The organism is Sulfuricurvum sp., assembly GCF_028713855.1.
Classification (GTDB): Bacteria; Campylobacterota; Campylobacteria; order Campylobacterales; family Sulfurimonadaceae; genus Sulfuricurvum.
On record NZ_JAQTNN010000007.1, the window covers coordinates 1 to 22,017 of the forward strand.

The following is a 22,017-nucleotide window of genomic DNA, read 5'->3' on the forward strand; positions in this document are numbered from 1 at the left end:
TCATAGGTATCGTTTCCGGTTCCTGCACCGGCAAAGATGGTGTCATTGCCGCCAAGCCCTAAAATAGTATTTCCTAAATTATTGCCTCGTAATGTATCATTATAAGCAGAACCGGTAAGATTTTCAAAGTTGCTGATTGAGTCCGTTCCGGCACCTCCGGTAGCTTGAGCCGTGGTAAGAGCTAGGTTAATTGTAACAGCAGATGTTGCATTAGTATATGAAAGGGTATCAATACCATTACCGCCGTCCATAATATCATCCCCACTTCCGCCATCAAGGGTATCGTTACCGTCTCCGCCGTTAAGCATATCATTTCCTGCCAAACCGTTAAGCGTATCATTTCCTGCCAAACCACTGAGAGTATCATAACTTCCGACATCGATCGCATCACCGTTAAGGGTATCATTGCCACTCGTACCGGTTAGATTAAGATCATCACGGACAGGTGTTACATCAATAGTAATTGTATTGGCAGAAGCGGAATAGTCCGTACCGTCAGAGACTTTAAATCCGAATGAGGTGTAGCCGGTACCGTTGGCATTAGAGGCAGGGGTAAAGCTGAGTTTACCGGCAGCGATATCCGAAGCAAGGATTTCTTGATTGAGGGTAACGGCAATACCGTTAAAGATCAAGGTTCCGGCAGTCGGTAATGTTGTGATCAACACTTTAGTAAGTGTATTTCCCGCATCAACATCACTGAATGCAAAATCGGTGGTTGCGAAGATTTTAGCAATATCTTCATTCGTCGTTACAGTCGCATTGGCAGAGGTAGGAGGGGTGTTTGGATTATAAACTATTGACGATGCTTGGATTGTAGTATCTAAAAACTTGAGTTGTTCGATATTGATTAATCTATCAACTCCATCACGATTGGCGGTTTTATCGGTAACGGTGATTGAACCGTCTGAATTTTTAACAAAAGAATAATTGCTAGAATTACCGCTAAAGACTGCTGCATCAGTTCCGGCTCCGCCATCGAGGACATTGTTTGCCTGATTGCCGATCAATGTATCATTTAAATTTGTTCCTTTTGCATTCTCAATAACTGCACCATAGGCTATTGTTAAGCAGTCATTAACGTATGCTTGACCGTTCCAAAAGGTCCCGCCTATTGTTGACCATTGTCCTGAATTTAGATTAATAGTAACACCGCTAGATTGGTTCGATGCATCGATAGTGTCATTTCCTCCTGCATCCCAAATGGTTTCAAATATTTTTTGCCCATCACTCCAAGTATAAGTGTCATTTCCTGTTTTATAACTCATATTCGCACCATACAAATACTGTATCGCAGCAATATCATTTAACATCGGTGATGTTGGAAAAAAGGTATTTCCGTAATCGCCTGTAGCGCTATCGCCATTGAAAGCACGATAACTCATAATCGAATATTTGAGTTGGTCTTCACCGGAGACAGGGGTAATAGTACTGTCAGTCGGGTGATCAAGCCCTAATACATGTCCGATTTCATGCATATAAGCGTCCATACTATAACTACCGGATGTAGCGTCATTATATCCGCCATAATTTGCCCCTACCCATATATCACCGTTTGAAGCGGTATTGGGTGCAACAATCTCATTGATTGTCGGAATTGCAAACGATGTTGATGCACTTATGCGGATATCTCCGGCAGAAGTTGCTGTATCGGTAACTTGATTAAATGTTACATTGGCTACGTTTGACCAGGTAGTCATAGCATTTATGATAGCTGTTTTTTGTGTATCAGTCATTAATTTTAGTTCTGACATACCGGTCGTCGTATAGTTAAAGACTGAAGAATAGTCTGTAAAACTGTACGTTAACGCTACACTCGTGCCGATAGATCCACCCCATTTATCTCCGGCAAGAAGATTTTGAATCGATTGTGTATGGTTAACCGGAACTGCTGTTGTAGGTGTAAAAGTCGTTGATGAGACGACTGATGCTGTAATACCATTTCCCATTGCTTTATTTCCTTTTATATTTTAATGAATAATCAAAATATTTTTAGGCTTTTCTTTAAAAAAGCCTAAAAATCAGTCTCCGCTTGGTCCATTATGACACTTATAGCAAGTGACCATTTCACCTGCGGTAAACTTTTTACCACTAATTGTTCGAGCTTGGGTTGTTTTAGAGAGAACCGTTCCTCTATAGTCAGTACCATGACAAGCCGCACATGCATCTTTTCCTAGTCCTTTGTCGGCTCCGGCTGCTTCAGCTGCATTTCGGTGGTCTTTATACCAAGTTGTTGATCCGATAGGATGTAATCCATGTGGACCAGCGTTTGTCGTTTTTGGAATAGTTGTATGACATGCTGTACATTCAGCAATTGTTCCTACATGTCCTTGTAAAGCGGTACTTTGGACATTATCGTTGGCATGCGAACTTGGGTACTCGGCATGCGTAGCACCGTGACACGCTTCACATTGAAGATTTCCATGGCCTTTACTAAAGCGATAAAGTGAAAACCCGGTTCCGGGAGTATTTGCATTGGTTGCAAATTTTGTGTCTACCGTTGTACGTAAAGTACTTCCGCTAGAGAAAACACTGGTGAAGCGTGCAAAATTAGCGGTAGAAGAGCCGTTACGGTCATGACATTGTTGGCAGTTTGGTTGATCCAACCACCCTTCACGTCCGGTTTTTCCTACAGTGCTCATCGAACCGTGACAGCTTTGACAATCCATAGCATTTGCCCCTAAAGGTGTTTTTGCTTTACCCATAGCACCACGTAGACACTTGGTCGATGAACCAGGGTGACATTTGTAACACGAATCACGGTTTGTACTACTGTTCATAGAAAGCCCAGTTGTTGGATCGATTACAGTTGCATGTTTACTATGAAGGGCTTCAGTGAGAGGTTTAATACCTGTTTTTAGTGATGTTCCAAGGGCATTTGATTTATGACATGCCGCACACAAAACCGGTTGACCTGCATTCGCAGTCGCTAAAAGAGTTCCTTTTGTATATGAAGCAGCCATATTTGCTGTAGCAATAGCATTAGGGAATTTGTCATCATGAAGTTTAAGGATGTTTTGTTTCCAATCTCTTTCCAGATTTGCCGTGTTATTAACCCATCCTGCAGCAGGTCTTGCGGCTGCAACACTATTGGAAGCGTGACATGTAGCACAACTCATTTCATCAGAAACCGGAAGTGTAACTTTGGTTGTTGCTATAATGGTACCAGAGCCATTTTTAGCTACAACTTTGACCATAGGATAGTAGTTCTTTACGCCCTTATCATCGTATGGAGTTACTGGAATTCCTTCAGCTTCCCACCATCCATGCAAACTGTTATAGTTCATCCCGGCAGGAGTCATATTTGGTGTTGGATTAGAAACAGCTGGATCAGAAAGATTCAAACCGTGATTGTCAGCAGGTCTGCCGCCAAAGATGGCAAGAACCCAATCCCAAAAGTTTGTTTTTGTAACACTGGTTGTATTGATTGAGCCGGTTGTATCAGCTACCGCTTCATAGGTTAGTGTTACGCCCGTAGTAATATTTTTGCCTGTTGTTAAATTTTTATCAATAAGATGTGCATGAAGATTGTTATAGGGAGGAAGAATACTAAAGACAGAATAATCTTTTCCATCAACACAGTGCATTCCCAAATCATTCCATGCAACAAGTGTGTACCTACCAGTGTTTCCTATATCAGTACCAGATGTTGCAGTTGGTTCGGTTGGTGTATAACCTTTACTTGCATTTGAAGGAGCGTTAGGGGTGAAGTTGCTTTGTGCAGTAGATGTTGATACGGCAAAATCATTTCTACCGATCATTCCTAATACATCTGCATCAGTAGCGGTGCTCATATCTACTCTAGTCTGGTCTTTAAGTGTTGCTGTCATTGTCGGATCAATAGTAATACCGTTCGTCGGATCGCCATCGCTGTCAAGTGTTTGGAGTGTACGTAACATACGAACAACTTTTGGATCAGCTGGATCGGTTGTTCCAACTAGATCCATCGGTGTGACTTTTCCATCTTTTGTTGGTTTGACAGATCCTAAGTAAAGATTACCGATATGAAAAGTTACACTTTCTCCATCTGTAAATCTAAAATTACCATTGCCATCTGTTACATTGCTTTCGGTTGATGTGTCAAATTCTAAGCCGGTAACATATGAATCAATGAATGTAGCTGTGGAGAGAGTGCTTGATGTAGTTGATCCACTTCCGCCACCACCACAACCTACCATAAGCAATGTTGCCACTACTGATGAAATAATCGCTATGGATGTACGCATATCGACCCCTTTATTTGATATTTATCCGTAATATTAGGGGATGTTTATGAATTTTTGATGAAAAATAATAATAATTACCGAATGACATTTAAAAACAGATCTAATGGTATGGCTTTAGAGTATGAAAGGTTAGAAATGATAAGTCTATTTGGTTAGTGTTTGAAAATCTGTTTTTCAAATGTGCGTAAAGTTTTAATGTTTAGAGATCCGTTCATTTCCAATAATGAAATATGTGTCATAGCTAAATCACTTAGTTTCTTTAAACGGTCCTGCTCAATTTGATAAAGTTTTGCCTGTGCTTCGAGGAGATCAACCTGGCTTTTTAATCCTGCCTTTTGAGCAATTTCGATAGCAGAAAGGTTTAGTTGGGCCGAAGTACGTGCAGATTCCAATAATTGCATATTTTGAAGAGAAAGATCATATTGTTCACTGAGTTCATCATAATGAAACAAGATATCTTGTCGTGTTTGAGCCTCTTTTTCAATGGCAGAAGTATGTAAAACCTTTGCTTCCTCTATCCGCGCAGAGGTTTGTCCTCCTTGATAAAGCGGAATAGATAATTGAATATAAGCACGGTTATCGGTTTTATATAACGTTCGATCATTCGTTTGATTTTCACTTCGGGTTAGACTGAGATCGGCTTTGGGATAATATTCAGCATATCTTACATTGATTTCATGTTCTGCAATTCGGCGAGAAAGGGTAGCAAGACGAATATCCGGATTACCTTCTATATTGTTTATAATATTGGATTTAAGTGTTTCAATATTCTCAACCATATTGGGCAAAAAAGCTGGGAGGTCTAGTGAGCTTGTAAGGGTGAAATCCTCCAATTTTCGACGTGCCAAATGCTCTTTTTTTAACGCAGTATTGATTTCCATCATAGCTCGGTCACGGTAAAGACCGGTATCAAGAAGATCCATTTTATTTGATAATCCTTGTGACAACATTTCGCTAATACGGGTATATTTAAGTGTATAAAAACGATGATTTGCTTCAGCCAACTCAAGTGATTTATGAGATAAAAGTAAATCGAAATAGGCTTTGGCTACATCTACACCAAGTGCTTGTGACGATTTATATGTGTCTGTTTCAGCTCCGTACGTACGTAATTCACCTTGCTCCACAGACCTTGTCAATTCAGGATGATACAACGGCTGGGTGAGAGAAAGGGTATACCCTTTATAAAATTCAGTTATTTCCGTTTCATTGGAATAATTTTGAAGATAATCGTGTAATCCACCGTTCAACGCAAGTTGAATTTGTGGATAAAGTTTGGAAATTCTTTGCTCCTGAGCAAAATTAAAGGAATCGCTTTCATATTTTTTTGACTTGTACCCATGATTGTTTTGCAAAGCCAGTTCATAGGCATCAGAAAGATAAAACGGTCCTGCATAAGAAGAAATCGAGAAAGAAATACAGATCAATAGTGATGAAATTTTATTGTTCATTAAAGCTCTTTACAAACATCATTTTAAAGGGATGCATTAAATAATCGAACATAGTACGTGAACCTATAACAATCATTGAATCGGCCGGAATACCCGGCCGCAATGTTAAATGATTCCGTGACAGTTCTTGTTGACCTTCAAGCGTTACCACCATCTTTACAGGATAATAGAGGGTATGCGTAGTATCATCATTTACAGCATCTGCAGCGATATGAGTAACTTTTCCGTTAACGACGCCTAATGATTTTATATGCGAAAAACCTGGAAAACGTATTTCGCATTGCTGTCCCAAGCGGACATTATTTATCTCGCTAGCACTGACACGTCCCTCAATAATAAGTTGTTCATTGATTGGTACAAGATCAAGAATCGGTTTAGCAGGAGGAATAACTCCTCCGAGAGTATGAAACTGCAAGTTGGTCACCGTTGCTTCTACCGGAGAAACGATTCGTGTGCGACTTAAAGTATCTCGTAATGAATTAATGCGTGAATGTACATCTGAAATTTTAGTCTGTACCTCATTGAGCTGTTGAGATACTTCTTTGTTAAATGTTTGTTTTTCACTTAGGATTTGTGTTCTAGTTTCTGAAATATGTCCTTGAATTCGCGCAATTTCAGAGCGTGACGATGTTATATCACTGTCTGTTTTAATCTTTTGGCGTTCAATTTCTCTGAGGTGCAATTTATCGGTAAGTTGCTGGTCAAAAAGAACTTTCCACTCTTTTATCTCTTGTGCATATGAATTTGATAATTGGATATTAGCTTGTATCGAATCGTTTAATCCGGCTAATTGATTGTTCAATTGATCGATTTGTTGAGAGAGCATAGTGATTTTACCGGTTAAATATACTTTACGAACCGTAAATTCATTTAATTGCCCTTCTTTGGCAAGGGTACATGGAAACTTTGAACACAATTCATTCAACTCATCCGAAAAAACAACTGAAGATTTATTATCACGTTCTGCAATGAGTCTAGCTTCTTGTGAAAGTAGTTCGGTATATTGAACCAAAGCAATCTGAAGCTCTGAATCAGCACGCGTCGAATCAAGCTCGACAAGAGTTTGTCCGATATGAACATAATCACCGTCATGTACAAGAATCGATTTGATAATTCCCCCTTCTAGATGCTGAATAGTGCGGTTACTGTAGGCCACAGTCACTTTTCCGGGAGCAGGAACGGCACTTGATAGTGGTGCGAGAGAACCCCATACACCGACTATTAAAATAAAAACAATTAAGACAATAACACCTAAGCGACGGTAGTGACGGTCTTCGGTTGCAGGGGTAATGATTGTCATGATGGATTACTTTCAGAAGAAGAGATGTTTTTTTGGGAAAGTGCAGTAAGAACTTCATCACGCTTTCCATAAAGTTGTAAAACTCCCTCACGCAATAAAAGTATTTTATCGGTAATACCTAAAATGGATGGTCTGTGGGTAATTAAGACAACGGTAATAGAACGTTTTTTTAGTTCAATAATGGCGTTAACTAAAGCCCGTTCGCCTATATCATCAAGATTCGAATTCGGTTCATCTAAAACAATGATACTCGGATAATCATATACAGCTCGAGCTAATGCTATACGCTGACGTTGACCACCTGAGAGTGAAGTACCTCCGATTCCGATCGGGGTGTCATACCCTTGCGGCAATCTAAGAATCATCTCATGTACACCGCATAGCATTGCTGCTTCAATCACTTTTTCAGGATCCGGTGTTGCATAGCGTGCTATGTTTTCACTGACACTTCCCTCAAATAGCTCGATGTCTTGCGGCAAATAACCAATGTGTTTCCCTAAAAAAGCTCGATCATAATGTTCAATCTGTGCTCCATCAATACGCACCACACCGCTAATGGGTTTCCATATTCCTATTAATGCACGGGCAAATGAAGATTTCCCCGCTGCACTTGGTCCGATAACGCCTACTGTTTCGCCGGTGGCAATGGATAGAGAAATATTTTTTAGTGAAGGTAACTTGCTTTCAGGCGGTGCAATGGTCAAATTTTCAAGGGTTATTTGTCCTTTTGGAGCGGGCAGCGGAGTAGGGGGGGCTAATATCGGGAAATCGTCTAGCAGTTTTGTTAAACGTGCATAGGAAAGACGCGCGGAAGTGAATTGCTTCCATGTCGCGGTCATTAAATCAAGTGGCGCTAAAGCCCGCCCCAAAATAATAGAACCGGCAATCATCATACCGGGAGTTACCTGTGATGTGATGGTTAGATATCCACCTAGTCCAAGAATGAGAGACTGCATCAATATGCGAGATAGTTTACTAAGATTAGACCATACTCCGGCCTCGTCACTGGCATAGGATTGATCATGTAAAAACGTTAGATATCGATCTTTCCATCTGTGCCGTATTTGTTCATGCATTCCCATAGCTTCAATAACTTCACTATTTCGTAGACTGGAAATTATAAAATTTTGAGAACTTTGAAACATTTTATTTGATGAATCAATCCGTTCTTTGGTACGTGCTTCATTTACAATTGTAAGAACAGCAACAATAATAACGGCAAATATACCAAAAACACCAAACCATGGATGAAATAGAAACAATATTGCGATGTAAATCGGTATCCATGGAGCATCAAAAAAAGCAAATAGAGGAGTTCCTGCCAAAAATTGGCGAATCTGCCCTAAATCATTTAATGGCAGTGCAGTAGCGCGCGAGGGAAAACGATTTGCCAAAGTAAACATTGTATTAAATATTCGGTCACTTAGCCGCATATCGATACTATTAGCGACACGTATTAAAATACGTGAACGGACAAATTCTAAAACGCCCATAACAATAAAAAATGCTACAACGATAAGCGTAAGCATCAGTAAGGTTTCTTCACTGCGGCTAGCGATAACTCTGTCATAAAGTTGTAGCATATACAATGAAGGGACTAACATTAATAAATTTATCATCAGTGATACTAACGCAGTGAATAAGAAAGCACTTTTTGAAGCTTTAATAGCAGATTTTAAATTGTGTTCAGTGCTTTTGAGCATTTAGACCTCGTTATAAATTATTATTTTATCGTTAGTGTATGAATTTTAGATGAAAATATAGGACTTATTGTACCAATCTGTTTATCATATATTGATTTTAGAAAGTTAAGATTGTATTTTTTATCACGTTATTATAACTATTTTAGTGCGATTGCAGTACTATTCCGGAATTATGATGAACAGATATAATTTGAACTCTATAGTTTTTTATCGGATAGTTTAACTATGCTTAATTTGAATAAAAAATCAACAATAGCTCTTATCGCTGACGAATTAACATCTAAATGTCTTGAATATGAAGCCAATGTGTATTTTATAACTCCTTTAAATTACAAATTTGTACTACATTTTTTTAAACCGGACTTTTTATTTGTTGAATCTACATGGCATGGAAAAAGAGATGCATGGAAGTTTAAGATAGCTTCTTATCCCGAACATCCAAAAAGAAACAATAAAATATTAGAAAAAGTCGTTAATTATGCGAAAAAACTGAATATTCCAACGGTCTTTTGGAACAAAGAAGATGGCGTACATTTTGAACGTTTTATAGAGAGTGCAAAACTTTTTGATCACATTTTTACTGTTGATGAAAATTGTTTATCTAAATATCGTGCAGTGGTTGATGCCAGAGTCACTGTTAATACATTGATGTTTGCAGTTCAAGCTAAAATCCACTATTTTTCAGGGTTTAATTTCAAGTATAAACGAGCTAATTTTGTTGGAAGCTACAGTCATCATATACACGATCGTCGTCGCTTTTGGCAAGATATGTTCTTTCATTCAACAAGTAATACTGGACTAGGCTTGAGTGTATATGACCGAAACTCATCACGTAAGTCTTCCAATTACCGTTATCCGAAACTATCAAAAATGGATGTTAATTCGGCAGTGCAATACGCTGACACTGCACAGATTTATAAAGATTACTTTGTATCATTGAATGTAAATACGATTGAAGATTCTGAAACTATGTTTTCTCGTCGGTTGGTGGAGATTATAGGATGCGGAGGGATTGCTGTGACCAATCCGTCTCCGGCGGTCGAAAAATATTTTAAAGAATATTGTTATGTCGTTCATGACGAGAAGGAAGCGAATGATCTTTTTGATCGCATAAAATACGGCTTATCTGATCAAGACTTACAGCGGGCTCGCGCTGGAGCGGCATATGTAGCAAAAGAACATACATGGAGCCACAGGATCCAGGAAATATATGAAGTGATTGGCATTAGACAGTGATTAGCGGTTATTTTTATTATTTTCACAATATTGGTACTTTTTTTGGAAATCGTTTTTTTATGGGGTGGGGACGCAAACGTACCGGTCGATTTGCCAAATGGTGTCATAAAAAATTTAATGGAACACTGACGCTTCGTGAGGATGGCTTTCTCCGCTCTGTCGGACTTGGGATTGATGGCTCGCCGTCGTTTAGCATCGTTGAAGACACTGTAGGAATATATTATGATGCTACGGTTCCATCAGATCTTGAAAATATTCTCAACACGTATGATTTCAGTGCCAATATAGTTTTAATGGAAACAGCGAATAAAGCAATGGCATTGATTCGTAAACACCGTATAAGTAAATACAACAATACACCAGATATCGCAGAGGATTATTTCGAAAATAATGGGCAAATGCGGATTCTAATAATTGCACAAACATCCGGTGATGAATCACTGCGCTATGGTATGACGGATCAATTTAGCACGAACACAATGATTAAAGCAGCAATAGAGGAAAATCCAAAAGCAGAAATCTATCTTAAAATACATCCGGACGTACTAAGCGGAAAAAAAAGATCTGATATTGATACAGCAATTGCACGTAAAAGCTGTATCATAATTGATCAAAATGTAAATCCATTATCCTTGCTTGAGTATTTCGATGCCGTTTATACGAAAACATCCCAAATGGGTTTTGAAGCTCTTTTACTCGGTAAAAAGTGTGTTTGTTTTGGAATGCCATTTTATGCAGGATGGGGATTAACGGATGACCGTGTAATATGTATACGACGCAATCGTAAACTACAAGTAGAAGAAGTATTCGCAGCTGCCTATATTCTTTATACTCGATATTATAATCCGTATCAAAAACGTCCATCGAATATTATTGACACTATTGATGAGATTATACGTCAGAGGAGTATACAGCTTAACCGTCCGACGCAAGATGAAAATCATCGAGTTTTGGTAATAGGTGATTCGCATATTCGTGTATTTGAACATTGGATATTTAGAGTATTTTTTCCAAAAACCAACTTCAAGGTTGTTTATGTTCCAGGTGCGAGTGTTAGTGGTATACATAATATAAATTCGTTAAGCGGAGCGTATACGACGTTTAATATTGCACTGGAAGAGGGTGGATATGATGAGATTGTCGTTACATTAGGTGAGGTTGATGCTGCATACGCAATTTGGATTCGATTAGCAAAAGGAAATATGAGTTTAGAAACAATTTTTGATGACATTGTTTCTAAATATCAACACTTTATTTTATCTTTGATGGAATATGCTCCGACTACAGTCATCAGTGCACCACTGCAAACCATTGCAGATTGTCAGAAATGCAGTGATGAAATAAGTCGGGTACGTTCAACTATTGATATAGGAGTAGAAGATCGGAATACTTTTACACTGGAATTTAACTCTCGAATCAAATCGTTTTGTAATGATCAAAAGATTAGCTTTCTTGATATGGACTCTACTGCTCTCGGAAAAGACAAACTTGTCAAACGATGGCTGATTAATCCTAATAACAAGTGTGACCACCATTATTGGCGCTGGATATATGCGTTAATAATAATGTGGAAAATAAAAATAGGAAAATTTATAAAATGAAATATTTTTTTGGATTTTCAGCCTGGAAGCACACTTACATAGAACTGTTTTTTAATGAAAAAATTATTTTTATTAACCCTTTATGGGGGAATAATAATTTAGAATTGGCACTAAAAAGTGGTCTTTGCCCACAAAATAGCATCTATGTTTGGGGGAAAAAATCTTTTCCTGATGTCGAAAAATATGCACAGGATAATGAAATTGCTTTATATCGGATTGAAGATGGTTTTATACGTTCTATAGGATTGGGATCTGATTTAACACAGCCCTATTCACTAGTCGTTGACACTCGTGGGATATACTTCGATCCTACAAATCCTAGTGATTTGGAATGGATTTTAGAGACCAATGTATTCGATACGGAAATTGTTGAGCGTGCACGTAAAATTAAAGATTATTTGATCGTTAAAAAACTCTCAAAATACAATCTTTATAGCGATGTTAGACTCACTTTCCCAGCGGACAAAGTGATTATTGTTGTCCCAGGACAGGTGGAAGATGATGCATCAATACGTTATGGTGCATCTGGTATGTCAAATTTAGAGCTGCTTCAGCAAGTTCGACTTAACCGACCAGACGGATATATTGTCTATAAGCCTCATCCTGATGTATTGGTCGGAAATAGGGTGGGGAATATTGAGGATAGAATTGCATTACAATATTGCAATGCAATTGTTACCGAAGTGAGTATTGATAGTATCTTATCACATGCGGATGAAGTACATACTATGACATCATTAGTTGGATTTGAAGCATTGATACGAGGGATTCCAGTTTATACATATGGCTTGCCTTTTTATGCAGGATGGGGATTAAGTGAAGATAAGCTTCAGTCTACACGACGGACAAAAAAGCTAAATATTGATGAACTCATAGCAGGTACGTTAATTCTCTATCCTCGTTATGTACATCCTGAAACAAATAATCGTTGCGAAGTAGAAGAGCTGTTGCATGTATTAGAAAAAAAAAGAGGATCTTATAATAATTCAATATGGACTAAAATCCGTAATAGAATTAGTCGTAATTCTCAACAAATATTACGTATGATACAAAAATGAAATATTAATTTTAAGAGTGATTGATGGTTGAAAATGGATTGGAATATTTTCGGAATAAAAAAGTTGTTTTTCTCCAAGGACCGGTTGGTCCATTTTTTAAACGCCTATTTGAAGATTTTTTAACCGTAAATACAGAATCATATAAAATTAATTTTAATGGAGGTGATTGGTTTTTTGCTCCAAATAATTCGATTAACTTTAAAGGAAGCCTTGAAGAATGGCCTCAGTTTTTTTTAGATTTTATTGAAGAACATAGGATTGATACAGTTATTTTATTTGGAGATTGTCGAGAATATCATCGGATTGCCCATACTATTGCACATCAGAACAACATTGAAATCGGTGTATTCGAAGAAGGATACGTCCGTCCTGATTATATCACCTTTGAACGATTTGGCGTAAATGGTTTTTCTCTTCTACCACGTAACAGAGACTTCTATGATAAGCTTGAAACAAAAGAAACATTAACTCCTGATGTTGATTTTGTAGGTAATACTTTTTGGCATGCCGCATGGTACGCTTTTATATATTATGCTGTCAGTGTATTTTTAAGTCCGCTATTCCGTCATTATAAACATCATCGTCCTCTTAAATTATGGGAAGCTACGTATTGGATAAAAGCTATTTTAAAAAAATGGTATTTTAAGTATTATGAACGGGGTATACAAGATAATTTGGTAAAGGAGAATAGTAAAAACTATTTTTTAGCACCTTTGCAAATATCAACTGATGCTCAAATACGTGAACATTCAGATTTTAGATCAGTAGAAATTTTTATAAAAAGAATTATTAGTTCATTTTCGGACCATGCTCCTATAACGAATCTTCTTATTATCAAACATCACCCACTTGATAGGGGATATCATGATTATTCAGAATTAATTTATCGTTTAGCTGCTAAACATAATATTGTAAAACGGGTGAAATATATTCATGATCAGCATTTACCAACCTTATTAGAACATGCAAAAGGCGTTGTTTTAATTAACTCAACCGTTGGCCTATCGGCTATCCATCATAGTGCCCCATTAAAAACATGTGGTACTTCTATTTATGATATTGATGGATTAACCTATCAAGGTAAATTAGAGAATTTTTGGAATGATGCAGATACTTTTAATGTAGATAGAGAACTGTATCGACGGTTCAAAGGATATGTGATTAACTATAAACAAATTAACGGCAATTTCTATCATCGATTAAAAAAATCTCGTTTTAAGAGTGGAATACTTTGGTAGTATTAGATTTCATCTTCAAATTCTTGAAAAAGGCCTGAAGCATCTACAATTTCTTTATCTATTGATTTAACCTCTTCAAGCGCTTCAATTTTTGCATATTCCTCTTCAACATATTCAATGAAAAATTCAATATCTTGCTCTGAGGGATACAGATTTTCATAATTTAATGCAATATCTACAAATTCAAGACTGCATCCAAAGTCAATTAGTCGTTGTTTTAAATCCATCATATTTCCTACTTTTATAATTCGTGACATTATAGGTTTGATACCTTAATCTTACAAAGCGGATATCTAAAAAAAGTTGAATTGTTACAAAACTTCGATAAACTTATCGAATCGTCAAAAATATAAGGAAAAGACTATGTCAAAACGTTTTATTGGTTCAATAGCTACAGCATTTTTATTAACTTCATCACTCCAAGCACATGTTATAGCACCTGATGAAATCAAAAAATTTGCGGCACAAGCATTACAAATTGATTTTGATAAAGCACCTGAGGATGTAAAACAAAAGATATCCACAGAATATACGCAACGTATTAAGCTTGCTGAAACTCTTGTGGGAAAATTGAAAAATGATCCCGAATTTATCCAAATTTCTGAAACTCTTGCTCTTGATTTGTGGTCTAAACGGATAGCTGAAGCCACGAAACCGACTGATGAAGAACTTCAAAAAGCGTATAAAGAGGCAAAAGATCTGAATATGGCCGCTAGCTATAAAATTCGTCATATTGTAGTTATGCAAGAAACACTGGCAGACGTTATTATTAAGCAATTAAAAGAAAAATCCGGAGATGAACGAACCCAGTTATTTAATACATTAGCGTCAACAAATAGTATTGATCAAAATACTAAACAAAAAGGCGGATATGTAGGGTGGGTTGATTCATCAGCACTTCCAGTTACGGTACGTACTGCATTAAAAGACAAGGAAGCGGGGAGCTTTACTAAACTTTCAACCGGTAAAGACATATGGGACATTATTCTTCTGGATGAGATAAAACCTGAGCACTCAGCAACGTTTGATGAAGCTAAAAGCTACTTAGAAAATATGATACGCCAACAAACAGTTGAAAATGAAGCAAAGAAAATTTTGGCTACGTTAGATGTAAAACCTTCAGTGACCAAGAAAGCATCTAAGAAATCTAAATAAGAATGAAAATACGGGTTTATTACGAGGATACCGATGTGGGCGGTGTCGTGTATCATTCTAATTATCTTAACTTTTGCGAGCGTGCGCGGAGTCAGCTGTTTTTTGATGCAGGGCGTTCGCCGATTTTGGAGAATGGGCATTTTGTTGCCAAACATGTCGAAGCTGATTACGTAAAAAGTGCAAAATTTGGGGATATTTTAGAGGTTAAAACAGCATTGATAGAGATAAAGAATGTCTCGTTTAAACTATTACAGCAAATTTTTAGAGAAGAAGAGAAATTGTTTGAAATGACGATTACTCTTGTTTATCTTGATTTTGAGGGAAAGATGGCAAAAATTCCCTCCTCCGAAAAAATGTTATTATCCTTACTACTTTAATAACGGTTTTAATTTTGGGGTCGCTTTATCGATAGCAGTGATTATTTCTTGATTTTCCTTCATAATTGCGATATCAAGCGGTGTCATCCCTTCTGTACTCATGGCCTGAGGGGAAGCTCCATTTTCAAGTAGATATGTGGCTATTTTAGTGTAACCTTTCCACGCCGCAAGATGTAAAGCGGTTGCTCCGCCACTGTCTTGAGCATTGATATCGGCGCCTTTCTCGACAAGATACTTGACTGCATCACTATTTCCAACCCAGCTGGCATACATTAAAATTGTCTTATTGTTATCATCACGTTTGATATTGGCATCTTGCAGTGTTTGCACCTGCGATTCAAACGTAATCGTATCATTTCGATCAAGAAGAGCTACCAATTGAAGAATATCGGCTCCCTCCAAATAACTCAGAGTTAACGCTACTGTAAAAGCTAATTTTTTTATCATGATTTATTTCTTGAATTGTTCGATAAACTCTTCGATATCGTCAAACAGTGCTTGAAGATCCTCTTCATGTTCGACTTCATCTGCCAAAATCTGGGATACGAGATCATAAGTGATAATATCTTTTTCACGAGTGATATCCAAAATATTGGAGTAAACGCCGATAGCACACTGCTCTCCTTTGATCGCCTGTTCCAAAACTTTACGCACGTCAGGCTCTGTAGGCGCTTCATAACCGCAATTACAATTTTCAAGCCACTGTGCAGGATGTAAAGCAGGAATACCTCCGAGTTGAATGATACGATCACTCAGCATCGTTGCATGACGAAGCTCATCGGCAGCGTGTTGCGTGAGTTCAACGATTGCGGCATCTTTCATCAACCCTTTAACGACTTTGGCTTCAATGAAATACTGATAATAAGCGAGCCACTCATCACAATAAGCCTTATTAAGTAATTCATACACAGTTTGCGCTTCAATTCCTCGAAGGAGAGAAATACCTCTTTTACCCATTGGAAAATCCTTAATTACAGATGTCTTAACTCTATCATTGCTTCTCTTAAAGGAAAATAATTATCCGCAGTAAGTATCAAGTTGTTCCGCCAAAAGTATGTTTATCCCTGCCGATTTTGAGACGGTGATAATTCTTTGCGTTTTGAGTTTTTTGATCATACGGGAGAGCGTTTCCGGAGTAATTCCTATAAGGCGGGCGATTTCAATCCCTTTGAGCCGTACAAATAAATCTTTATCATCCCGTATCAACCTCGCTACTTTTGACATCGCATTTGGAGCGCTGTGACGTTGTAAGGAACGTTCCAAAGCAGAAATTTTTTGGGTTAATGATGAAATGAATGCGATACTGAGAGAAGGGTCGTTTTTTAAGAGTTCCAAAAATGGATCACGTGAAATTTTTAGGATGACGGAGGGCTGCGTAGACTCACAAGAGGCAGGGTAGGGGACTTGCTTTAGAGTTGCTACTTCAGCTATTAAGGAAGGTGCTCTAAAACGATGAATGAGGATAGTCTCTGTGGAGGCAGAAGTTTTATAAATAGAGACTTCTCCCTCAATCAGAAAATGAAAATAGCGGCTTTCATCTCCTTCATAAAAGACAATCTCATTTAAACCGTAATGTCGTATGATACCGATCTGCGCAATTTGTGCACGCTGTTTTGCGCTAAGATGACTAAATATCTCGATTTTATCGAGTGAAAAAGATTCAGCGAGAGGTAGCGGGTTCAAAACCAAACTCTTTTGCACGAAGTAATTCAACAGGATAAATCACTTGAGAATTGATTATACGCATCGTATATTCCCTTGGTGTATTACCGAGTACGGAAACCAAATAATCAATCCCAACGCTGGTAGCATATTGAATCCAATCAAATGTAATATCATTATTCATCAATGCATTGGATTCATAAATAGTAGGAGGAAATTCAATGAGTGAATTGGCCAAAATCATGTTTTTACGATCTTGATATTGGGTCAGTGTCAGAAGAGTAGGGTCAATATTGATTTGGGTTGAAAGGATATTTTTTTCTTTAATACCTGTGAAAGTCATGTGTGCACTCAAGAGAGCACTTTTTACGACTGGAAGATGGATAATAATACTGGATTTATTAAAGGTGGATGGCTTAGAGAGATGCGAAATAATATTATCCCCCTTGAGATCTACCGGATAACTTGAAATTCTCTTTTTTTCGCTTTTGTGGGCCAAAAAAACCTCTTCGGTTGAAGCTTTGAGTTGAGATCCAACACTGGAACTATCATAAAATATAGCAATTGAATCAGCCATATAAGGGAGTAATGCTTCGATCTGAGCAACGTAATCAATCCCTCCAAAGGTAATATTTACTGGAGCTGATGATATATCACGCTTGTGGACAGTAGGGATAAATAACGGAAGTGCAACATTGAGTGTAAGCAAATTTTTAGCACCGCCGGTGGTAAGTGGAGCCAGTATCGCATCCATATGATCATGGCGTACTTCGTCTAAAGCTTTTGAAAGTGAGTCAGGTGATTCATCCGACATATCGTATCGTTTAATTTCATAATGGTCACTGCGAAGGCTCATGAGTGTGGCTAAGGAGACATTGTAAACGGATTGGGAATATTTACCGATAATATTAGGTGCTGAAATGACAGCAATATGATAAGTATGATCCGATGAAATAACATCGGAAGTAGGATTAGCGGCATTTGAAGATTTTTGGATCGTAATCGCATGTGCGTCACTAAAAAGGAATAAGAGTGATGAAAGAAAAAATATTCGGACAAAAATCATGACAATTGAGCCTTAATGGTTTGCAAATCCCGTAAAGCCTCTTTTTTTAGGGAGGGATTGCGTACAAGATAAAGTGGATGATACATCGGGATCAAAAATGCGTCTCCAAACGGAATAATTTCTCCGCGCACACGCTCAAAATCTCCATTGTCTCCACTAAGAATTTGATATGCATCGGGTCCAAGGGTAACAATAAAACGAGGTTTTATAAGTTCGAGTTGTTTGGATAGAAAAGGGGTACAACTGCTGCATTCACTGGTTGATGGGTTTTGAAAGCCGAATGGTTTACATTTAACCGTATGGGTAAAATAGACATTTTCAACTCGAAGCATTAATACTTTTTCGATCATGTCTCGCAGCATCACACCTGATCTGCCGACGTAATACTCCGCTGCTTCATCCTCCGCTGCAGAAACATACGCATCAATAAACATCAAATCGGCACGGGGATTTCCATACCCGCTCATACTTTGACGACGCGATTTACTCAGATCACACAGGTAACATTGTGAAATGTTTTGTCCCAATGTATTCAAAGAATCGGGTAAAGTATTTGGAGTGGTTTGGATATTTGGAGTAATTGGATCTACATAGGTGTAGCCTAGTGATTTTAAACGATAAAGGTTTTCTAACAAAGCAAGATTTTGAAAAGAGTCCACGGATTTCACTTACTACAGAATTTAAAAAGAGTATAAAGAAGAAGCGGTTAAAAGGAGATAAAGGGGATCTAAAAAGAGAAAGGTAACGCTTCTGGTTTACCGGTAAAGTATCCTTGCGAGTAGTCAACCCCAAGTTCTTTGACAGCTTCGTAGATCGCTTTAGAACTCACAAATTCGGCTATGGTTTTAGCCCCTATTTTATGCGCAAAATTGACAATAGTTTCAACAACAATATGGTGTCTGCTATTCTCTGTAATTCCCTGAATGAGTGAACCGTCAATTTTGATGTAATCAACATTCAGTTTTAGGATATTTTCAAAATTTGAATACCCTGTTCCAAAATCATCAATAGCGATTTTTGCACCTAGCAGTTTGACCGTATTAATAAACTGCACAACTTCTTCATAATTTTCTATACCCTCTGATTCAAGGATTTCAAAAACGATTTGAGAAGCGGTACCGGTTCTGGTAATTGTATTTATTATCTCTTTTACAATATACGGATCACGTATATCACTATCAGAAAGATTAATGGAAAATTCTTCATTTCGTGTTGAAAAAAGGGCACAAGCTTGATTCACGACTTCAATGGTAATTTGTGGATACAGTTTTGTTTTCTTCGCAATCGTTAAAAAAACGGATGGAGAAATAACAATACCCTCTTCATCAATCATACGGACTAGTGTTTCATATTTATCTATTTTTCCGCTATTTAGATCAATTATGGGTTGATAATGACAAATAATTCTTCGTTTCGATAAGGCTGAGCGTATCGCAGCACTCATTTTGATATTTGAACGATATGTTTCTTCGATATTTTCATCTTCATCATACAAAGCAATTGCAACTTTATCTTTCTTTGCTCTGTTTAGAGCTATATCAGCTCGTGTCAACAATTTATAATTTCCGAGTGCGGCACCTACCGTCATATGAATATTGATTGCTTCGTCATCGACATAAAAAACATGTTCCTCCAGCAATGACATTAACGCTATGATTCGGTTTCGCAGGTCATTCCATATAATATCTTCATACAATAAGACAGCAAATTCATCTCCGCTGATACGATAAGGTAAAAAATTCATTTTAAAAAACCATTGTCCCAACTGATTTAGGATATTATCACCGATTTCGATTCCAAAAAAGTCATTTATTTCTTTGAAATCATCAATATTAAAAACCACACAAACAGATGGATTTTTCTTTCCCAAGTCGGAAACTATTTTCTGACGATTGGGAAGTCCGGTCAATTGGTCATAATAGGCAAGTTTTAAAGACTTTTTTTGACTATCGCGTAACGCACTTAAGTCTGTAAAAATAGCCAGATAGTTTTGTATTTTATTATTATCGTCCATTATGGCAGTGATACTCACCCACGCAGGAAACAACTCACCGTTCCTGCGTTTATTCCAAATTTCGCTGTTCCAGTGCTTTTCTCTCAATAACGTATTCCACATCTGAGCGTAAAAAGAACTATTATGTTTAACCGAGGAGAGAATATTCGGATTTTTACCGATTACCTCTTTTTCTTCATATCCAAATGTTTTGATAAAAGCATTATTAACTTTTATGATTTTATTATTACGATCCATGACAATCATGCTATCTGAAGCATGTTTCATTGCCATCGCAAGTATTTCAAATTCACGTCGTTTTATATTATCCATATGTGATTCTCATTTTTGGAACGTAAAGTTGAAACACGATACTTTATTGTTTTTCGAAAATAATGCTATAAAACTAAAATAATATGACATAATCTAATTATCTTTAAGTGATTTCATTTCACATCCTGAGAATACTAATTTATTTATAACTTTGAATGTATTATGATAATTGTTGTATTTTAGAATAAAGTTATTACTTATTTAAAATTAATAATAACTTTAATTAAATAAATTTAAAGAATTAAAACTAAAATCTGTAACGTTTTATGACAAAGTATTAAACAAAAAGGTTATCCATGCTCAGTACATTGCTTTATTCTATTGAATCATTTCAGCCTCTGCCTGAATCAATCAATAAAATGAATGAAATTTGTCAAATTGATGATATTGATATCAAAGCTTTTATTCGTGTAATTGAATCCGATCCAATCTTGTACACTGATATTCTCCATTATGCAAATGCACCATATCACGGCTTTCGTTATCCGATAATTTCTATTTCACAGGCAGTCGCACTGTTTGGAACATCGGCTATACGCGGAATGTCACTTACTGCTGCATTAAAGGCTCATCCCTATACCGATATATCTCCTTATGGAATCAGTATGAATGAATGGTTTTCTGTAATGGAGAAGCAACAACGGTTTCTAGATCTTTGGCTAGGAAAAAAGCATCGCTCTATTCTTCAGTCATTAGGCGGACTAACATTTATCCTCGAAATAGGACGTTTAGTTTCTTCCTATGTACTCATGCTTACCAAAACATCCTATAATTTCGTAGAACATGATCCGATTAAACTAAGTGTAGAAGAAAATGAACTTTTAGGCAATTCTGGAGACCAACTGGCAGGAAGATTATTCGAGTTTTGGAATTTTGATGATCTATTTATCAACTCTTTATGTAATTCACTCAAACCGGATGGTGCGATTGAACCAAAAACCTGTGCAGCTTTGATGTGTGCCAGATCACTTTTTACTCTAAAAGATATACAACCGTTTGAAGAAATTGAACCTATTTTAGTGAAGTTTGGTTTTCATGTTAATGATGCAAGAGTAGCATATGAAATTTTACTTAGTGCAGAGGAAATAGACGATTAATCAAAGTTTTTAAAGCCTTAAAAAGGCTTCAAAATTTATTCAGCGACTTCTACTTCAACAGGAGTTGATTCCCAAACACCGTGTTTGGTGCAGTAACCGTGTGCCACAAGGGTCAATTTTTTACCCATAGGGACAATGTTGAATGTTACTTCCGCATGGTTTTTTTCATTTCCGAGTGTTCCTGGAACGAAATCGGCGCGAGCAAGCAATGTCTCACCGTTGTAAAGTGCGATATTAGCAATAAAGTGGTCGAAATCATCCGGATGAGAATATTCATTTCCCATTTTAACGGTTACTGCGAGCTTTTCACCTTTTTTAGCGGATGTTGGACAGTGGATAAACGGTGAGTGACGATCGATATAATCTTTTTTCGCTTCACGATCTACAGTGCTGATATCTACGTAACGATTTATTGTTGGCATGTTTGGTTCCTTATTGAATGTAATATGATACGGGTATTGTACACACCAAAACTTTTAACTATACCTAAATAAGATATTTTATCTCTGAATTAATTTTTTCCA

At 37.2% G+C, this 22,017-nt stretch carries 20 protein-coding genes; 7 read left to right on the top strand and 13 right to left on the bottom strand.

All coding sequences use genetic code 11. The features are described 5' to 3' along the window. The 5 genes from PHI47_RS07710 to PHI47_RS07730 all read right to left on the bottom strand — a co-directional run. On the bottom strand, positions 1 to 1,946 hold a 1,946-nt coding region (locus tag PHI47_RS07710), incomplete at its 3' end, for a M10 family metallopeptidase C-terminal domain-containing protein (RefSeq protein WP_299935781.1). A gap of 72 nt (positions 1,947 to 2,018) precedes the next feature. Beyond that, positions 2,019 to 3,944, bottom strand: coding sequence for a multiheme c-type cytochrome (locus PHI47_RS07715; protein ID WP_299935784.1), 1,926 nt, complete (start codon positions 3,942 to 3,944; stop codon positions 2,019 to 2,021). A gap of 431 nt (positions 3,945 to 4,375) precedes the next feature. After that, a complete protein-coding gene (locus PHI47_RS07720; protein ID WP_299935786.1) occupies positions 4,376 to 5,674 on the bottom strand; it encodes a TolC family protein in 1,299 nt (432 codons plus the stop codon). After that, positions 5,664 to 6,974: an HlyD family type I secretion periplasmic adaptor subunit gene (locus tag PHI47_RS07725; RefSeq protein WP_299935788.1), complete on the bottom strand. Its 1,311-nt coding sequence runs from the start codon at positions 6,972 to 6,974 to the stop codon at positions 5,664 to 5,666. The genes PHI47_RS07720 and PHI47_RS07725 overlap by 11 nt, the downstream gene beginning before the upstream one ends. Continuing rightward, entirely contained in the window at positions 6,971 to 8,677 is a 1,707-nt protein-coding gene (locus PHI47_RS07730) for a type I secretion system permease/ATPase (protein WP_299935790.1), read from the bottom strand. Before PHI47_RS07730 ends, PHI47_RS07725 begins: the two co-directional genes overlap by 4 nt. 234 nt (positions 8,678 to 8,911) lie before the next feature. Here PHI47_RS07730 and PHI47_RS07735 point away from each other — a divergent pair, with 234 nt between their 5' ends. Genes PHI47_RS07735 through PHI47_RS07750 form a run of 4 tightly spaced genes read left to right on the top strand, consistent with a single transcriptional unit; the run spans position 8,912 to position 13,810 of the window. Next, entirely contained in the window at positions 8,912 to 9,913 is a 1,002-nt protein-coding gene (locus PHI47_RS07735) for a glycosyltransferase (RefSeq protein WP_299935792.1), read from the top strand. Further along, entirely contained in the window at positions 9,910 to 11,514 is a 1,605-nt protein-coding gene (locus tag PHI47_RS07740) for a hypothetical protein (protein ID WP_299935795.1), read from the top strand. The genes PHI47_RS07735 and PHI47_RS07740 overlap by 4 nt, the downstream gene beginning before the upstream one ends. After that, positions 11,511 to 12,572, top strand: a complete 1,062-nt coding sequence (locus tag PHI47_RS07745; protein ID WP_299935798.1) for a hypothetical protein — start codon at positions 11,511 to 11,513, stop codon at positions 12,570 to 12,572. The genes PHI47_RS07740 and PHI47_RS07745 overlap by 4 nt, the downstream gene beginning before the upstream one ends. Before the next feature lie 23 nt (positions 12,573 to 12,595). After that, on the top strand, positions 12,596 to 13,810 hold the full coding sequence (locus PHI47_RS07750; protein WP_299935800.1) for a capsular biosynthesis protein: 1,215 nt from the start codon (positions 12,596 to 12,598) through the stop codon (positions 13,808 to 13,810). A gap of 2 nt (positions 13,811 to 13,812) precedes the next feature. Here PHI47_RS07750 and PHI47_RS07755 read toward each other — a convergent pair whose 3' ends face one another. Next, the gene (locus tag PHI47_RS07755) at positions 13,813 to 14,067 is read right to left on the bottom strand and encodes a hypothetical protein (RefSeq protein ID WP_299935802.1); all 255 of its coding nucleotides are present in this window, start codon (positions 14,065 to 14,067) and stop codon (positions 13,813 to 13,815) included. A gap of 106 nt (positions 14,068 to 14,173) precedes the next feature. Here PHI47_RS07755 and PHI47_RS07760 point away from each other — a divergent pair, with 106 nt between their 5' ends. Together PHI47_RS07760 and PHI47_RS07765 are read left to right on the top strand one after the other, a co-directional pair. Beyond that, the gene (locus PHI47_RS07760; protein ID WP_299935805.1) at positions 14,174 to 14,965 is read left to right on the top strand and encodes a peptidyl-prolyl cis-trans isomerase; all 792 of its coding nucleotides are present in this window, start codon (positions 14,174 to 14,176) and stop codon (positions 14,963 to 14,965) included. A 2-nt stretch (positions 14,966 to 14,967) separates the two neighbouring features. Beyond that, on the top strand, positions 14,968 to 15,342 hold the full coding sequence (locus PHI47_RS07765) for a YbgC/FadM family acyl-CoA thioesterase (RefSeq protein ID WP_299935807.1): 375 nt from the start codon (positions 14,968 to 14,970) through the stop codon (positions 15,340 to 15,342). Here PHI47_RS07765 and PHI47_RS07770 read toward each other — a convergent pair. The 6 genes from PHI47_RS07770 to PHI47_RS07795 all read right to left on the bottom strand — a co-directional run bounded on the left by PHI47_RS07770 (position 15,334) and on the right by PHI47_RS07795 (position 20,396). After that, a complete protein-coding gene (locus PHI47_RS07770) occupies positions 15,334 to 15,789 on the bottom strand; it encodes an ankyrin repeat domain-containing protein (RefSeq protein ID WP_299935809.1) in 456 nt (151 codons plus the stop codon). The two genes, PHI47_RS07765 and PHI47_RS07770, sit on opposite strands and share 9 nt — an antisense overlap. A gap of 3 nt (positions 15,790 to 15,792) precedes the next feature. Continuing rightward, the gene (locus PHI47_RS07775) at positions 15,793 to 16,299 is read right to left on the bottom strand and encodes a ferritin-like domain-containing protein (protein ID WP_299935812.1); all 507 of its coding nucleotides are present in this window, start codon (positions 16,297 to 16,299) and stop codon (positions 15,793 to 15,795) included. A gap of 60 nt (positions 16,300 to 16,359) precedes the next feature. Then, positions 16,360 to 17,025, bottom strand: a complete 666-nt coding sequence (locus PHI47_RS07780) for a Crp/Fnr family transcriptional regulator (protein WP_299935814.1) — start codon at positions 17,023 to 17,025, stop codon at positions 16,360 to 16,362. Then, a complete protein-coding gene (locus tag PHI47_RS07785) occupies positions 17,003 to 18,070 on the bottom strand; it encodes a hypothetical protein (RefSeq protein ID WP_299935816.1) in 1,068 nt (355 codons plus the stop codon). The genes PHI47_RS07780 and PHI47_RS07785 overlap by 23 nt, the downstream gene beginning before the upstream one ends. Then, positions 18,067 to 18,729, bottom strand: coding sequence for a uracil-DNA glycosylase (locus PHI47_RS07790; RefSeq protein ID WP_299935819.1), 663 nt, complete (start codon positions 18,727 to 18,729; stop codon positions 18,067 to 18,069). The genes PHI47_RS07785 and PHI47_RS07790 overlap by 4 nt, the downstream gene beginning before the upstream one ends. A 68-nt stretch (positions 18,730 to 18,797) precedes the next feature. Next, positions 18,798 to 20,396: an EAL domain-containing protein gene (locus tag PHI47_RS07795; protein WP_299935822.1), complete on the bottom strand. Its 1,599-nt coding sequence runs from the start codon at positions 20,394 to 20,396 to the stop codon at positions 18,798 to 18,800. A gap of 296 nt (positions 20,397 to 20,692) precedes the next feature. On the opposite strand from PHI47_RS07795, the gene PHI47_RS07800 reads away from it, so the two are divergent. Then, on the top strand, positions 20,693 to 21,493 hold the full coding sequence (locus PHI47_RS07800; protein WP_299935824.1) for an HDOD domain-containing protein: 801 nt from the start codon (positions 20,693 to 20,695) through the stop codon (positions 21,491 to 21,493). A 35-nt stretch (positions 21,494 to 21,528) separates the two neighbouring features. On the opposite strand, the gene PHI47_RS07805 is transcribed toward PHI47_RS07800, so the two are convergent. Next, positions 21,529 to 21,915 (bottom strand): class II SORL domain-containing protein, encoded by a 387-nt coding sequence (locus tag PHI47_RS07805; protein ID WP_299935827.1) that lies wholly within the window; start codon positions 21,913 to 21,915, stop codon positions 21,529 to 21,531. Between the last annotated feature and the right edge of the window lie 102 nt (positions 21,916 to 22,017).